At 62.9% G+C, this 15599-nt stretch carries 13 protein-coding genes; 6 read left to right on the plus strand and 7 right to left on the minus strand.

Annotated elements, in window-relative coordinates; genetic code table 11:
* Position 1: 1 nt before the first annotated feature.
* The 4 genes from P9875_RS01675 to P9875_RS01690 are packed head-to-tail and all read right to left on the minus strand — an operon-like array spanning position 2 to position 3105.
* Positions 2 to 172 carry a hypothetical protein gene (locus P9875_RS01675; protein ID WP_157814714.1) on the minus strand — a complete coding sequence of 57 codons (171 nt, stop codon included), beginning with the start codon at positions 170 to 172 and terminating at the stop codon, positions 2 to 4.
* A complete protein-coding gene (locus P9875_RS01680; protein WP_035823474.1) occupies positions 169 to 1632 on the minus strand; it encodes a DUF4178 domain-containing protein in 1464 nt (487 codons plus the stop codon). Before P9875_RS01680 ends, P9875_RS01675 begins: the two co-directional genes overlap by 4 nt.
* A 21-nt stretch (positions 1633 to 1653) precedes the next feature.
* Positions 1654 to 2691 (minus strand): SPFH domain-containing protein, encoded by a 1038-nt coding sequence (locus P9875_RS01685; RefSeq protein ID WP_035823476.1) that lies wholly within the window; start codon positions 2689 to 2691, stop codon positions 1654 to 1656.
* 27 nt (positions 2692 to 2718) lie between these two features.
* The gene (locus tag P9875_RS01690; protein ID WP_081922834.1) at positions 2719 to 3105 is read right to left on the minus strand and encodes a DUF350 domain-containing protein; all 387 of its coding nucleotides are present in this window, start codon (positions 3103 to 3105) and stop codon (positions 2719 to 2721) included.
* A 59-nt stretch (positions 3106 to 3164) separates the two neighbouring features.
* Here P9875_RS01690 and P9875_RS01695 point away from each other — a divergent pair, with 59 nt between their 5' ends.
* Both P9875_RS01695 and P9875_RS01700 read left to right on the plus strand, forming a co-directional pair.
* A complete protein-coding gene (locus P9875_RS01695) occupies positions 3165 to 4676 on the plus strand; it encodes a polyamine aminopropyltransferase (RefSeq protein WP_099401116.1) in 1512 nt (503 codons plus the stop codon).
* Positions 4676 to 6307, plus strand: a complete 1632-nt coding sequence (locus P9875_RS01700; RefSeq protein WP_278317431.1) for an NAD(P)-binding protein — start codon at positions 4676 to 4678, stop codon at positions 6305 to 6307. The genes P9875_RS01695 and P9875_RS01700 overlap by 1 nt, the downstream gene beginning before the upstream one ends.
* A gap of 68 nt (positions 6308 to 6375) precedes the next feature.
* Here P9875_RS01700 and mmsB read toward each other — a convergent pair whose 3' ends face one another.
* The 3 genes from mmsB to chvE form a co-directional block, all read right to left on the minus strand.
* Positions 6376 to 7593: a multiple monosaccharide ABC transporter permease gene (gene mmsB, locus P9875_RS01705; protein ID WP_225243123.1), complete on the minus strand. Its 1218-nt coding sequence runs from the start codon at positions 7591 to 7593 to the stop codon at positions 6376 to 6378.
* Positions 7583 to 9124 (minus strand): multiple monosaccharide ABC transporter ATP-binding protein, encoded by a 1542-nt coding sequence (gene mmsA / locus P9875_RS01710; protein ID WP_278317432.1) that lies wholly within the window; start codon positions 9122 to 9124, stop codon positions 7583 to 7585. The genes mmsB and mmsA overlap by 11 nt, the downstream gene beginning before the upstream one ends.
* Before the next feature lie 113 nt (positions 9125 to 9237).
* Entirely contained in the window at positions 9238 to 10260 is a 1023-nt protein-coding gene (chvE, locus tag P9875_RS01715; RefSeq protein WP_223278970.1) for a multiple monosaccharide ABC transporter substrate-binding protein, read from the minus strand.
* Positions 10261 to 10689: 429 nt separating this feature from the next.
* Here chvE and P9875_RS01720 point away from each other — a divergent pair, with 429 nt between their 5' ends.
* From P9875_RS01720 to xylF, 4 genes are all read left to right on the plus strand, one after another.
* Positions 10690 to 11850 (plus strand): fumarylacetoacetate hydrolase family protein, encoded by a 1161-nt coding sequence (locus P9875_RS01720; protein ID WP_099401119.1) that lies wholly within the window; start codon positions 10690 to 10692, stop codon positions 11848 to 11850.
* Positions 11851 to 11877: 27 nt separating this feature from the next.
* Positions 11878 to 12645 (plus strand): SDR family NAD(P)-dependent oxidoreductase, encoded by a 768-nt coding sequence (locus P9875_RS01725; RefSeq protein ID WP_070303241.1) that lies wholly within the window; start codon positions 11878 to 11880, stop codon positions 12643 to 12645.
* Positions 12642 to 14429 carry an IlvD/Edd family dehydratase gene (locus P9875_RS01730; RefSeq protein WP_278317433.1) on the plus strand — a complete coding sequence of 596 codons (1788 nt, stop codon included), beginning with the start codon at positions 12642 to 12644 and terminating at the stop codon, positions 14427 to 14429. Before P9875_RS01725 ends, P9875_RS01730 begins: the two co-directional genes overlap by 4 nt.
* 153 nt (positions 14430 to 14582) lie before the next feature.
* Positions 14583 to 15557, plus strand: coding sequence for a D-xylose ABC transporter substrate-binding protein (gene xylF, locus P9875_RS01735; RefSeq protein WP_099377905.1), 975 nt, complete (start codon positions 14583 to 14585; stop codon positions 15555 to 15557).
* The last annotated feature ends 42 nt before the right edge of the window (positions 15558 to 15599 follow it).

Here is a 15599-nt window from a genome sequence, read left to right on the forward strand (position 1 = left end):
CTTACTTGTGGCTGCCGCCGCTGGAACCGCCGCCATAGCTGCCGCCGCCGCTGCCCGTACGCGAACTCCAGCTGCTGCCGCTGCTGCTGCCGGCCACCTTGAACATGCGCACCCAGTTGGCGGCCGTGACACTGAAGGTCACCATCAGGGCATAGATCACGTATTTACTCATGGGGGATTCTTTGCATTCTTGTCGAGAAAAGCGGCGGGCAGGAACAGCGCCAGGCAGCCCAGCAAACTCCACATCAGGGTGCTGGAGAACGAGACAAACATCGGGATCGCATTCAGGACCAGCACGATGACGATGAAGACCTTGGCGATGCCGCGGTGGCTCAGCTGGATATTCGTCGTTTTGCTGGCGCCATGGAAGGCGGCGCCGAACCAGGCGGCCATCTGGTCATAGGCGACGGGCACGGAGCGCGACCAGGTCATTTCCTCACCGGTGAGCTCCGCCGCCAGTTTGGTCTGCCCCTGCTCGAATTCATGCACATGCGTGCTGTCGCCGACGGCCACTTTCCAGTTGAAGGCGCCCGCCGCATACACGACCTGCGAGCCGTAGTCATACAGTTTGCGGTAGGTGGCGCCATCGAGCGTGCAGGTAGCGGCGTCCAGCGATGCCCAGTTGGGCCAGTTCGGCAGCACGTTCGAGCGCGACCAGCCATCGTCCGTCTCCACCAGCCAGAAGAAGCCGGCGCGCGCGTTGTACAGCAGGTATTCGTTCCACTCGCTGCCTTCGTCGTCGGCGCGGCGCATCATGCCGATCACCGTGAAATCGACATTGCTGATCTTTGCGCTGGCGCCCAGTTCCAGCGTGATGTCGGCGTTGTCGTGCACCTGCTTGCCGATGGCCAGCACTTGCGCTTCCTGGCCGCTGGCGTCGAGCTGCGCATGGCAGGCGGGGCACACGAGTTGCGCCGCCGCGCCAGGTACGTACTTGATGCCGCTGCCGCAGGACGGGCAGTCGAGCGCATCGAGCTTGCCGCGGTATTTGCCGGCGCTTTTGGCGATGGCATCGTCGTCGCGCAGCAGCTGGCACTGCAAACTATCCAGGGTGACGGCGACGCCCTGGTAGACGACCGGTTGCGGACCATCCGTGTAGTCAAGCGTGACAAAGCTGGCGTAGTTGCGGAAGTCCGCCACCTGGATGCGCCAGCCGGCGCCCACCTTGAACGGCAGTTCGCCCTGGCCGGCGATGCATTCCGCGTTGCGGATCTCGGCCGCCGTGTATGGCTCGCCGCAGATCGTGTAGCGCTTGCCCGGCGCCAGCTCGCCAAAGACGGGTAAGCTACCTTGCGTGCTGCGCTCGCGCGTCAAGGTGTACAGGCCGGATGAGTCGCCCAGCCACGCCGTGCTTGTATCGTCGAACAGCAGATACCACTCGTTCCACGTGCCGGCGCTGTAGCGCTGCTGGATGCGGCCGACGACGGTGAAGTGCACGCCATCGTGCACGCCGGCCGTGCCGATCTGGATCGGCGTATAGTCTTCCAGGACGGCCGACATCTTGCCCACGTCCCTGACGGAATCGGCGTCCTTGAGGATGGTGCTGTGGCAGTACTCGCACACGGCGAGCACGGAAGCATGTGAGCGGAAGTGAACTTCCGCGCCGCAGCTGGGACAGGAAACAGTTTGCATGCAGTCGTATTTCGCTAATATTTAGCCGATCAGTTTTTTCAGCAGTTCAGCCTTGGCGCCGTCGTAGTCGGCCGGCGAGATGAGACCCTTGTCGAGCAAGCCCTTGAGTTTTTCCAGGCGCGCTTCGATCGGCACTTCCGCAGGAGCCGGTGGCGCCGCAGGTGCGGCCGGAGCCGGCTGCTGCAGCGCGCCGCCCATGCTTTGCGCCATCACCTGGCCGATCGACAGCCCGGCGCCCAGTCCCGCACCGATACCGGCCATGCCGCCTTCGTTTTGTGCCGCCAGCGGGATCGCATTGGCCACCTGGAATTTCGTAAAGCCGCTCATCTTGTCGGCGCCCAGGCCGCCCTTCATGCCGGCCGAGATGCGCTCGTCGAGCGCCGCCTGCAATTCCTCGGGCAGGCTGATGCTGGCCACGTTGAATTCGTCGAGGCCCACGCCGTAGCGGGCGAATGCCTGCGCCAGGCCATCCTTGACTTCCTGCGCCATCAGCGCCTGGTTGGCCGCCATGTCGAGGAAGGGGACATTCGCGCCGCCCAGCGAGCTGGCCATGCTCGACATCAAAATACCGCGTAATTGATCTTCCACCTCGTCGCGCGTATAGACTTCGCGCGTGCCGCTGATCTCGGTGAAGAAGGTGCGGGCGTCGGCGATGCGGTACGAGTACATGCCGAAGGCGCGCACGCGGATCATGTCGAAATCCTTGTCGCGGATGGTGATCGGCTGCGGCGTGCCCCACTTGCGGCCCGTCTGCACGCGCGTGCTGAAGTAATACACGTCCGACTTGAACGGCGAATCGAACAGCTTGTCCCAGTTTTTCAGGTTGGTCAGCAGCGGTAAAGTCTGCGTCGTCAGTTTGTGCGTGCCGGGGCCAAAGACGTCGGCGATCTTGCCTTCATTGACGAAGACGGCGACCTGCGATTCGCGCACATTCAGGATGGCGCCGTTCTGGATCTCGAAATCCTGCATGGGGAAGCGCCAGGCCAGTACGCCTTCCGTCTCTTCGTTCCATTGCAGTACGTCGATAAACTGCTTCTTGATAAAGCTGCCGAGGCTCATGATGGTGTCCTTGAATGAGGTAAAACGTCAGGAAATGCAGGCGGCGTTGATGGCGCCGATCGACAGGGAAATGGCGGCCAGCAAGCCGCCGAAAGCGCTGTTGTTCGATTCGATCTGGTCCTTCGACATGCGCAGCAGGCGCGTGGTGACCACATAGGCGAGCAATTGCACCACCATGGCGCCGAAGGCCCAGGCGAAGAATTGCTGGTAGCCGGCCGTGTGCATCAGGGACGAGGCGATGGTGGCGGAAAAGCCCAGCAGCGCGCCGCCCAGCGACAGGGCCGCCGCCTGGTTGCCCTGGCGGATCAGCAGTACTTCGTTATACGGTGTGACGCGCGTGTAGATGATAAAAAATACAATCAGCAGCGCGGCGGCCAGTAAAAGGTGGATCAGATAGTTTAGGATGTCGGGCACGGCATTCCTCGCAATGAGCATTTGATAACGTCAACGCATATTAGAACAAAAAAAGTCCAATGAACAAAAAGATTCTGATTTTGTCCGTCTTCGTGGTCGCTTCCTGCGGCCTCGCCTATGAGCTGATCGCCGGCGCCATGTCCAGCTACCTGCTCGGCGACTCCATTCTGCAGTTTTCCACCATTATTGGCTGCTACCTGTTCGCCATGGGTGTGGGTGCTCACTTTTCAAAGTATGTCAAGGATGACGACGTGCTGTCGCGCTTCGTCGACATCGAACTGGCCGTGGGCTTGATCGGCGGCCTGTCGGCCGCCATCCTGTTCATGACCTTTTCGTGGATGGCCGCGCCATTTCGCACCTTATTGTATGTGATGGTGTTCCTGATCGGCGCACTGGTCGGCATGGAAGTGCCGCTCGTGATGCGCGCCCTGAACACGCGCCAGACGGAATTTTCCGAGCTGGTCAGCCGCGTGCTGACCTTCGATTACCTGGGCGCGCTGGCCGTCTCCCTGCTGTTCCCGCTGGTGCTGTCGCCGTATCTGGGCCTGGTGCGCACGGGCTTTTTGTTCGGCATGCTCAACGTGGGCGTGGGCCTGTGGAGCATTTATGTGTTCCGCGCCGAGCTGAAAAATCTCAGCGGGCGTCTGCTGCGCGCCTGCGCCGTGATGCTGCTGCTGATCGCCGGCTTTGCCATGTCGGACCGCATGGTGGCCTGGGGAGAACATGGCCTGTTCGGCGACCAGATCGTGTATTCCACCACCACGCCCTATCAGCGCCTGGTGATCACGCGCTGGAAGGACGATACGCGGCTGTACATCAACGGCAACCTGCAGTTTTCCTCGCGCGACGAGTACCGCTACCACGAGGCGCTGGTGCACCCCGTGCTCGAGGCCTTGCCGTGGGCGCGCCGCGTGCTGGTGCTGGGCGGCGGCGATGGCCTGGCCCTGCGCGAAATCCTGCGTTATCCACAGATCGAACACGTCACCGTGGTCGACCTCGATCCGGCCATGACGGCCGCGTTTACTACGCGCCCGGAGCTGGCAAAGTTAAATAACAATTCGTTCTCGGACAAGCGCGTCACCGTCGTCAATGCCGATGCCGCCGTCTGGCTGCGCAATAACGGCGACATGTTCGACGCGGCCATCGTCGATTTCCCCGACCCGTCCAGCTTCGCGCTCGGCAAACTGTATTCGGTGCCGTTCTACGACCTGGTGAAAAAGCACCTGGCAGCCAAGGGCCTGATGGTGGTGCAATCGACGTCGCCGTTTTTTGCCCCGCACGCCTACTGGACCATCAATTCGACCTTGCGTGAAGTGGGCATGCGCACCTGGCCCTATCACGCCTACGTGCCCTCGTTCGGCGAATGGGGTTTTATCCTCGCTTCGCCCCAGCTCGACTACACACCGCCGACGACCTACCGCCTGCCGATGCGCTACCTGAATGCGGACACCACGCGCGAGATGTTCATCTTCCCGCCCGATATGCAGCCGCTGCCGATGGCGCCAAATCGCCTGAATACCCAGTCGCTCGTGCATGAATTTGAGCAGGACTGGAACCGGGTGATCCGCTGATGCAGCGCCGTTCCTTCATGCTGTGGGCCGCCGGCGGCACGGCGGCCGCCGCCGCTGGCATCGGCAGCATCGCCGCCTACCTGCGCTGGCAGGAAATCACGCCGAAGGTGCTGTATCCGGGCCGGGAAGAGGGGCACTATCTGCGCAAGCTGCTGCGCGAGCGCACGGCGCTGCCGGCGCCCTCGGCCACCATCACCACAGACGTGGCCATCCTCGGCTCCGGCATCGCCGGCCTGACGGCGGCCTGGCGCTTGAACAAGCTGGGGCACAAGGATTTCCTCATGATCGATGGGCCGCAGCCATATGGCAACGCGGCGGGCGGCCACTTCGGCGACCTGGCCTATCCTACGGGCGGCCATTATTTGCCGCTGCCTTCGCCTGAATCGACCCATGTGCGCGAAATCCTGTTCGACCTGGGCATTATCCAGCGCGATCCACAGGCGGAAAAGCCGTACTACGACGAGCGCTACATCCTGCACGCGCCCGAGGAACGCCTGCTGTTCAACGGCCACTGGCAGGAGGGCTTCATTCCCACCGAAGGCGTACCGCCTGCGGAACTGGCGCAGCACGAGCGCTTCTTTGCCGAGGTGCGCCGCCTGCGCCAGACGCATGGCAATGACGGCAAGCGCGTGTTTGTCTTTCCCACAGTGGAATCGTCGCAAGACCCGGCCTGGCAGGCGCTCGACACCATCACCTTGAAGCAGTGGATGGAGCGCGAAGGCTATACCTCGCCCACCCTGCACTGGTATCTGAACTACTGCTGCCGCGACGACTACGGCACGCGCTACGACCAGGTGTCGGCCTGGGCCGGCCTGCATTACTATTGCAGCCGCTGGGGGCAGGCGGCGAATGCGGGCAATGGCGCCTGGCTGACCTGGCCGGGCGGCATGCAGCCGGTCGCCACGGCCATGGAGCAGGCATCGGGCGTCAAACGTCATGCGGGCACGGTGGTTTCCGTGCAGACGACGGACCAGGGCGTCGAAGCGCTGTGCCTGGAACTGGTCGACGGCCAGCCGCGCACCTACCTGGTCAAGGCGCGCAAGGCCATCTGCGCCATGCCGCTGTATGTGGCGGCGCGCGTAGTGAAGAATATCGCCGGCTATGGCTTTGACGCGAAGCGCGATACGCCCGCGTATGCGCCATGGATGGTGGCGAATTTTTTACTGAAACGCTTTCCCGACGAACTGCCGCATGCGCCCCTGTGCTGGGACAACGTCGTGTACCAGGAGCCGGGCCTCGGCTATGTCGTCTCCACGCACCAGGACATCCGCGTGCGTCCGCCCGAAAAAACCGTTTTCAGCGCCTACGTGGCCCTGTCCGACCGCACGCCGCAGCAAGCCCGCAAATGGCTCGACGTGGCCACGCCTGAAGAATTGCTGGCGCTGGCCAGCGTCGATTTGAAGACGGCGTATGGACGCGATTTTGCCAATTGCGTCGAACGCGTCGACATCACCGTGCGCGGCCACGCCATGGCGGCACCGTTGCCGGGATTTCGCAGCAATGCGGGCCTGAAAGCGCTGCGCGAGCACGACGGCGCCATCCTGTTCGCGCATGCGGATTTGTCGGGCTTTTCCGTGTTTGAGGAGGCGGCGTGGTGGGGGGATCGCGCTGCGCGGCTGGCGATCACATAAATGAAAAAGGCCGGCGCAAGCGCCGGCCAGAGCCCCCTAAGGCTCGAACCTGTGCTTCCTTGTTCTTCTCATTTATTTTTATTAATGACGTCGATGAAGACGGCCGCCAGCAGCACCAGGCCCTTGATCACTTGCTGATAGTCGATGCCGATGCCCATGATGGACATGCCGTTGTTCATCACGCCCATGATGAAGGCGCCGATGACGGCTCCCATCACCTTGCCCACGCCGCCCGAGGCCGAGGCGCCGCCGATGAAGCAGGCGGCGATCACGTCCAGCTCGAATCCTGTTCCCGCCTTCGGCGTGGCCGTGTTCAGGCGCGCCGCGAAGATCAGGCCGGCCAGCGCGGCCAGCATGCCCATGTTGACGAAGGTGTAGAAGCTGACCCGTTCCGTCTTGATGCCGGACAGGCGCGCCGCCTTCTCGTTGCCGCCCACGGCATACACGCGGCGGCCCAGCACGGTGCGGTTGGTAATGAAGGTGTAGGCGACGATGAGCAGCGACATCACGGCCAGCACGTTGGGAAAACCGCGGTAGGACGCCAGCAGGTAGCTGAAATACACCATCACGGCGGCGAAGATCGCGTTTTTCAGCAGGAAGAAGGCGCGCGGCTCGTTTTCCATGCCGTGTTTCAGTTGCTTGGCGCGGCTGCGCAGTGAAGTGATGATCAGCGCAGCGGCGGCGATCACGCCCAGCAGCAGCGACAGGCCGCGCAGGTTTTCGCCGCCGAACGGATCGGGCAAAAAGCCCGAGCTGAGCATCTGGAAGCCTTCCGGGAAGGGGCCAACCGACTGGCCAGCGAGCAGCGCCAGGGTCAGGCCCTTGAACACCAGCATGCCGGCCAGGGTCACGATAAACGACGGGATCTTGAAGAAGGCGACGAAATAGCCTTGCGCGCCGCCGATGACGGCGCCGGCCAGCAGGCAGATGATGCTGGCGGCGACAAAATTCATGTTGTAGTTGACGATCAGGACGGCCGCCAGCGCGCCGACGAAGCCGACCACCGAGCCGACGGACAAATCGATATGGCCGGCCACGATGACCATCAGCATGCCCAGCGCCATAATGACGATGTAGCTGTTTTGCAGCACCAGGTTGGTCAGGTTCAGCGGCTGCATCAGGGTGCCGTCGGTCATGTACTGGAAAAAGCCCATGATGACGATCAGCGAGAGCAGCATGCCGTAGTCGCGCATATTGTTCTTCAAAAAGCCGGCATAGCTTTTCGCTTGCGGCGCGGCCGCTGGCGCTGCTGCCGATGGCGCGCCTGCTGTCAGTTTATTGTCCATTGTTTTCTCCGTGTGTAACGATCGCGCGCATGATGCGCTCCTGCGATGCTTCTGCCGCGCTCAGTTCTGCCGCGAAGCGGCCTTCGTTCATGACATAGATCCGGTCGCACATGCCCAGCAATTCCGGCATTTCCGAGGAAATCATGATGATGCATTTGCCTTCGGCGGCCAGGTCGCTGATGATGCTGTAGATCTCGTACTTGGCGCCCACGTCGATGCCGCGGCTCGGTTCATCGAGGATCAGCACGTCGGGGCGCGAAAACAGCCACTTCGCCAGCACCACTTTTTGCTGGTTGCCGCCGGATAGATTGACCACCTTCTGCGCCACGCTCGAGCAACGGGTCTTGAGCTTGCGGCGGAACTCTTCGGCCACGCCGAATTCACGCTGCTCGTCGATCACCATGTGTTTGGAAATCGCGTCCAGGTTGGCCAGGCTGGTGTTCTTCTGGATGTCTTCCTCAAGGATCAGGCCCAGGCCCTTGCGGTCTTCCGTGACATACGCGAGGCCGTGGGCGATCGCCTTGCCGATGGTGCTGATGTCGATTTCCTGGCCATTCTTGAGCACCGTGCCGCTGATGCGCTGGCCGTAGGCGCGCCCGAAAATGCTCATCGCCAGTTCCGTGCGCCCGGAGCCCATCAAGCCGGCGATGCCGATGATCTCTCCCTTTTTCGCGTGCATGTTGATGCCCTTGATGACGGGGCGGTCGGCATGCTCGGGATGGAAGACGCGCCAGTCGCGCACTTCGAAAATGGTCTCGCCTATCGTCGGCGTGCGCGGCGGATAACGGTCGGCCATTTCGCGCCCGACCATCTTTTCGATGATGCGGTCTTCGCTGACGGGCTCCACGCGGCAGTCGAAACTGTCGACTGTGTTCCCGTCGCGCAGCACCGTGATGGCATCGGCGACCCGTGAAATTTCATTGAGCTTGTGCGAAATCAGGATCGAGGCGATGCCCTGGGCTTTCAGGCCCAGCAGCAGGTCGAGCAGGGCCGCGCTGTCGCTTTCGTTCAGGCTGGCCGTCGGCTCGTCGAGGATCAAGAGCTTGACGTCCTTGCACAGCGCCTTGGCGATCTCGATCAGCTGCTGCTTGCCTACGCCCAGGTTGGTGATCAGGGTGTCCGGGGACTCTTTCAGGCCGACTTTCTGCAGCAGTTCGCGTGTTTTCGCTTGCGCGTATTCCCAGTCGATGACGCCCATGCGGGACGGTTCGTTGCCGAGGAAGATATTCTCGGCGATCGACAGCTGGGGCACCAGCGCCAGTTCCTGGTGGATGATGATGATGCCGATTTCTTCGCTGTCCTTGATGCCGCGGAAGTGCCGCGTCTGGCCCAGGTAATCGATGTCGCCCGTATAGCTGCCATGGCCGTAGACGCCGCTCAGCACTTTCATCAGGGTCGATTTGCCGGCGCCGTTTTCGCCGACGATGGCGTGGATCTCGCCGCTGCGTACCCGCAGGTTGACATTGTCGAGCGCAACGACGCCCGGGAATGTTTTGCGTATCCCGCGCATTTCCAGGATAGTGTTCGTCATATAACCTCTCTGGCACGGCCGCGCTGGTCGGCGCCGGTCGTGCGGCAGTTTTGTTCTTGATCGTGCATGAAGCGAAAGGCCCGGCAGCGCCGGGCCTTCAGTACCTTGATTGCTTATTTCACTTGCGCTTCCGTGTAGTAGCCGCTGCCGGTGACGAGCACCTGCTTCCAGTTCGCCTTGTCGACGGTGACGGGTTTCAGCAGGTACGATGGCACCACCTTGACGCCGTTGTTATAGGTCTTGGTGTCGTTGACGGTTGGCGTCTTGCCGCTCATCATCGCGTCGACCATGTTTGCCGTCACCTTGGCCAGTTCGCGCGTGTCCTTGAACACGGTCGATGCCTGTTCGCCGCGGATGATCGATTTCACCGACGGGATTTCCGCATCCTGGCCCGTCACGACGGGGAACGGCTGTTTCGGCGTGCCGTAGCCGACGCCCTTGAGCGAGGACAGGATGCCGATGCTCAAGCCGTCATATGGCGACAGTACGGCATCGACGCGCGCATTGCCGTAGTAGGCGCTGAGCAGGTTGTCCATGCGGGCTTGCGCCACGGCGCCATCCCAGCGCAGGGTGGCGACCTTTTCCATGCCCATCTGCTTCGAGCGCACCACCAGCTTGCCGCTGTCGATGTACGGTTTGAGCACCGACAGGGCGCCGTTGTAGAAGAAGTGCGCATTGTTGTCGTCGGCCGAGCCGCCGAACAGTTCGATGTTGAACGGGCCTTTGCCTTCCTTGAGTTTCAGCGCCGATTCGATATAGCCCGCCTGCAGCACGCCGACCTGGAAGTTGTCGAAGGTGGCGTAGTAATCGATGTTTTTCGTGCCGCGGATCAAACGGTCATACGAGATGACCTTGATGCCCTTGTCGGCCGCCTTTTGCAGCACGTTCGACAAGGTGGTGCCGTCGATGGCGGCGATCACCAGCACCTTGGCGCCCTTGGTGATCATGTTTTCCACCTGCGCCAGCTGGTTCGGGATATCGTCGTCGGCAAACTGCAGGTCCGTCTTGTAGCCGCGCTCCTTGAATACCTTGACCATGTTGTCGCCATCGGCGATCCAGCGCATGGACGACTTGGTCGGCATCGAGATGCCGATCGCGCCCTTGTCGGCGGCGCTTGCCACGGGCATTACCGCCATGCCGGAGATGGCCAGCGCCAGGCTCGCGGTCAGCATTTTCATTGTTGTTTTCATTTCAGGTCTCCACCGTCTTCGATAGTTGAATGTGCCAGGGCCGTCGTCCAGTGGGCGGGCTCCGTGCGAATGGCCGATTGCAGGCCACGGCTGATACTAGTTTGTCCATCCATCCCTCACCAATCACTTTTTTCGCATTGGCGATATCCAAAACGGTATCGATAAGCCAATTGATGCAATGCGCCATGGCCTGCCTTTTCGCCTGCGCACAGGGCGGAAATGGTGGGCGGGCGGCGGCTTTTTATGCTGCGCTGCAATACCAATAATCATCATTCAATTTGGTGATTTTCGTAATTGCGGCGACACAGGGCGGCGCGCAGAATCGGTCCGGACTTGAAGACCCGCCATCCCGTCACGACCTTTTGAAAGCTAGCCATGCAGCCGATTTCCCCCGCTTCCCTGTTGCCCGCCGACCTGGCGCAGGCCGTCCTCATCGGCCGCATCTGGCGTGACGGCCCGTGCGTCGTCGCCGTGCGCGGTGGGGAAGTGGTCGACATCACGCAGACGGTGGCGACGGTGGCCGAACTGTTCGAGCGCAGCGATGCGCTCGATATCGCCCGCCATGCGCCCGGCATTGCGCTCGGCTCCGTGCAGGCGCTGCTGGCGCAGGCGCTGGCCGCGCCGGCCGGCCAGCCCTTGCTGCTGGCGCCGTGCGACCTGCAGGCCGTCAAGGCCTGCGGCGTGACTTTCGCCGTCAGCCTGCTCGAACGCGTGATCGAGGAACAGGCGGGCGGCGACGCGGCGCGCGCGGCGAGCCTGCGCACCGCCCTGCAAATGACCCTGGGCGGCGATTTGTCGGCATTGAAGCCTGGCTCGGATGCGGCGCAGCGCCTGAAGCAACAGCTGCAGCAGCGCGGCGCCTGGTCGCAATACATGGAAGTGGGCATCGGCCCCGATGCGGAAGTGTTTACCAAGGCGCAGCCGATGTCGTCGGTCGGCTGCGGCGCGCAGGTGGGCTTGCTGCCATCGTCCGCCTGGAACAACCCGGAGCCCGAGATCGTCCTGGCCGTCAACAGCCGCAGCGAGGTGCTGGGGGCGACCCTGGGTAACGACGTCAACCTGCGCGATATCGAAGGGCGCAGCGCCCTCTTGCTGGGCAAGGCCAAGGATAACAACGGTTCCTGCGCCATCGGCCCCTTCATCCGCCTGTTCGACGAACACTTCACGCTCGACACCGTGCGCCAGGCGGAAGTGTCGCTGCTGATCGAGGGCACGGACGACGGCTTTGTGCTCGAAGGCGCCAGCTTCATGCGCGAGATCAGCCGCGACCCGCTTGACCTGGTGCGCCAGACGGCCGGCCAGTATCACCAGTATCCGGACGGCTTCATGCTGTTCCTGGGGACCATGTTCTCGCCCGTGAAGGACCGCGGCGCGCAGGGCGGCGGCTTTACGCACCACCTGGGCGACCGGGTGACGATTGCCAGCGCTGCGCTGGGCGCGCTGGTCAACGAAGTGCAGCGCTGCGATGCCATTGCCCCCTGGACGTTTGGCGTGCGCGCGCTGTACCAGAACCTGGCGCAACGCGGTTTGCTTTGATCCGATTATTTTAAAAAGAGAGACACCATGCAGCATGCAATTTATTCCAGTCTGGCCGGCAAGCGCGTCGTCATCACGGGCGGCGGCACCGGCATCGGCGTGGCCATCGTCGAGGCGTTCGCGCGCCAGGGCGCCCACGTCACCTTTCTCGACATCGCCCGCGAGGCGTCGCTGGCGCTGCAGGACAAGCTGGCCCACCTGCCGCAGCCGCCCGTTTTCCGCTATTGCGACCTGACGGACCTGGGCGCCCTGGCCGCCACCTTCGCCGAGATCGCACACAGCGCGGGGGCCACGGATATCCTCATCAACAACGCGGCCAATGACGACCGCCACGAATTGCAGGACGTCACGCCCGCTTACTGGGACGAACGCATGGCCGTCAATTTGCGCCACCAGTATTTCTGCGCCCAGGCAGTGGCGCCCGCCATGCGCGCCAAGGGCAGCGGCGTGATCCTCAACCTGGGGTCGATTTCCTGGCATCTGGCGCAAGCGCGCCTGTCGATCTACATGACGGCCAAGGCCGGCATCGAGGGCCTGACCCGCGGCCTGGCGCGCGACCTGGGTGTCGACGGCATCCGCGTCAACTGCATCATTCCCGGCGCCGTGCGCACGCCGCGCCAGGAAAAGCTGTGGCATACGCCGGAAGCGGAAGCCGTGATCCTGCAGGGCCAATGCCTGCAGCTGCGCGTGGAGCCGGAAGACGTGGCGGCGCTGGCGCTGTTCCTCGCGTCGGACAACGCGGCCAAGTGCGCGGGACGCGAATACTACGTCGACGCAGGCTGGTACGGCGCATGAGCACCGCAGGCAAACACCCGGCGCGGCGCTTCCGCTCGCAGGACTGGTTCGACAATCCCGACCACATCGACATGACGGCGCTGTACCTCGAGCGCTTCATGAACTACGGCATCACGGCCGAGGAGCTGCGTTCGGGCCGGCCCATCATCGGCATTGCGCAAAGCGGCAGCGACATCAGTCCCTGCAACCGCATCCATCTGGAACTGGCCCAGCGCGTGCGCGACGGCATCCGCGACGCGGGCGGCATCCCGATGGAATTCCCACTGCACCCGATCTTTGAAAACTGCCGCCGTCCCACGGCCGCGCTGGACCGCAACCTGGCGTATCTGGGCCTGGTGGAGATTTTGCATGGCTACCCGATCGACGCCGTGGTGCTGACGACGGGCTGCGACAAGACCACGCCGGCCCAGCTGATGGCCGCCGCCACGGTGGACATTCCCGCCATCGTGCTGTCGGGCGGCCCCATGCTCGACGGCTGGATGGACGGCGAACTGGTGGGCTCCGGCGCCGCCATCTGGAAGGGCCGCCGCCAGCTGTCCGCCGGCTTGATCGACAACGACAAATTCCTGCAGATCGCGGCCGCCTCCGCGCCATCGGCCGGCCATTGCAACACCATGGGCACAGCATCGACCATGAATGCGCTGGCCGAGGCGCTGGGCATGTCCCTGACGGGCTGCTCGGCGATTCCCGCGCCATACCGCGAGCGGGGCCAGATCGCCTATGAAACGGGGCGCCGCATCGTCGCCATGGCGCATGACGACGTGCGCCCGTCGAGCATTCTCACGCGCGAGGCGTTTTTGGACGCCATCATCGTCAACGCGGCCATCGGCGGCTCGACCAACGCCCAGCCGCACCTGATGGCCATGGCGCGCCATGCGGGCGTGGAATTGCACTCGAGCGACTGGATGGAGCACGGCTACGACGTGCCGCTGCTGTTGAACATGCAGCCGGCCGGAAAATACCTGGGTGAGCGCTTCCACCGCGCCGGCGGCGTGCCGGCCGTGATGTGGGAGTTGCAGCAGGCGGGCTTGCTGCACGCGGACCGGTTGACGGTGACGGGCCAGACGATGGCGGCGAACCTGGCGGGCCGTGAAAGCGCGGACCGCAAGATGATCCGCCCATTTGCCGCGCCGCTGAAGGAAAAGGCCGGTTTCATGGCCTTGCAGGGCAACCTGTTTGATTTTGCCATCATGAAGACCAGCGTGATCTCGCCCGCCTTCCGCGAGCGCTACCTGTCGCGCCCCGGCAGCGAGGGCGTGTTCGAGGCGCGCGCCATCGTTTTCGATGGTTCCGCCGACTACCACGCGCGCATCAACGATCCGGCCCTGCAAATTGATGACAGCTGCATGCTGGTCATGCGCGGCGCAGGTCCCGTGGGCTGGCCCGGTTCGGCCGAAGTGGTCAACATGCAGCCGCCCGACGCCTTGCTGAAGGCCGGCATTTTGAACCTGCCGACCCTGGGCGACGGGCGCCAGTCGGGCACCTCGGACAGCCCGTCGATCCTGAACGCGTCGCCGGAAAGCGCCGTGGGCGGCGGCCTGGCGCTGCTGCGTACGGGCGACATGATCCGCGTGGACTTGAACGCGGGCCAGTGCGACATGCTGGTCGATGCCATTGAGCTGGCGCGCCGCGCCAAAGAGCTGCCGCCGCCCGTCAATGACAGCGCCACGCCATGGCAGGAGCTCTACCGCGCCAGCGTGGGCCAGCTGGAAACGGGCGCCTGCATGGAGCTGGCGCTGAAATACCGCGCCGTGGGCCAGACCCTGCCTCGCCATAACCATTAGCAGGCAGGTCGGGGTAGGTCGGCTTAGCGCTTCGCGCGTAAGCCGACACCACCACAGACATAAAATTTTTCAGCAGTACCCGTAGTTAAAAAAACGTTGTTAATAAAATCCACAAGGAGACACACAATGAACAAGATCATCAGTGCAGCCATCATGACCGCCATGCTGGCATTGAGCAGCAGCGCCGCCCTGGCCGATGCGAAAAACCCGAAAATCGGCTTTTCCATCGACGATTTGCGCGTGGAACGCTGGACGCGCGACCGTGATTTCTTCATCGCCGCCGCCGAGAAGCAGGGCGCCAAGGTCTTCGTGCAGTCGGCCGACGCCAGCGAACAGCGCCAGATTTCGCAGATCGAAAACCTGATCTCGCGCGGCGTGGACGTGCTGGTGATCGTGCCATTCAACGCCACTGTCCTCAACAACACCGTCAAGGAAGCGAAAAAGGCCGGCATCAAGGTGCTGTCGTATGACCGCCTGATCCTGAACGCCGATATCGATGCATACATCTCGTTCGACAACGAGAAAGTGGGCGAAATGCAGGCCGAAGGCGTGACCAAGCTGCAGCCGAAGGGCAATTACTATTTGCTGGGCGGCTCGCCGACCGACAATAACGCCAAGATGCTGCGCGAAGGCCAGATGAAGGTACTCAAACCGTTCATCGACAAGGGCGACATCAAGATCGTCGGCCAGCAGTGGGTGAAGGACTGGAGCGCCACCGAAGCGCTGTCCATCGTGGAAAACGCGCTGACGGCCAACGGCAACAAGATCGACGCCATCGTCGCCTCGAACGACGGCACGGCCGGCGGCGCCATCCAGGCCCTGGCCGCGCAAAAACTGGCCGGCAAGGTGCCGGTCTCGGGCCAGGACGCCGATCTGGCGGCCGTGAAACGCGTCATCGCCGGCACGCAGTCGATGACCGTCTACAAACCGTTGAAAACGATCGCTGCGGAAGCGGCCAAGCTGGCCGTGCAACTGGCGCGCAATGAAAAGCCGGCCTACAACTCCAGCTATGACAACGGCCTGAAAAAAGTCAGCACGGTGCTGCTGAAGCCTACGCCGCTGACCAAGGCGAATGTGAACATTCTCGTCGACGACGGTTTTTATACCAAAGCTCAGTTGGGCAACTAAAAGCTGGGGTCAGACCCGCCGGGTCTGACCCCTGATTTCTGT

The organism is Janthinobacterium rivuli (assembly GCF_029690045.1).
Taxonomy (GTDB): Bacteria; Pseudomonadota; Gammaproteobacteria; order Burkholderiales; family Burkholderiaceae_D; genus Janthinobacterium; species Janthinobacterium rivuli.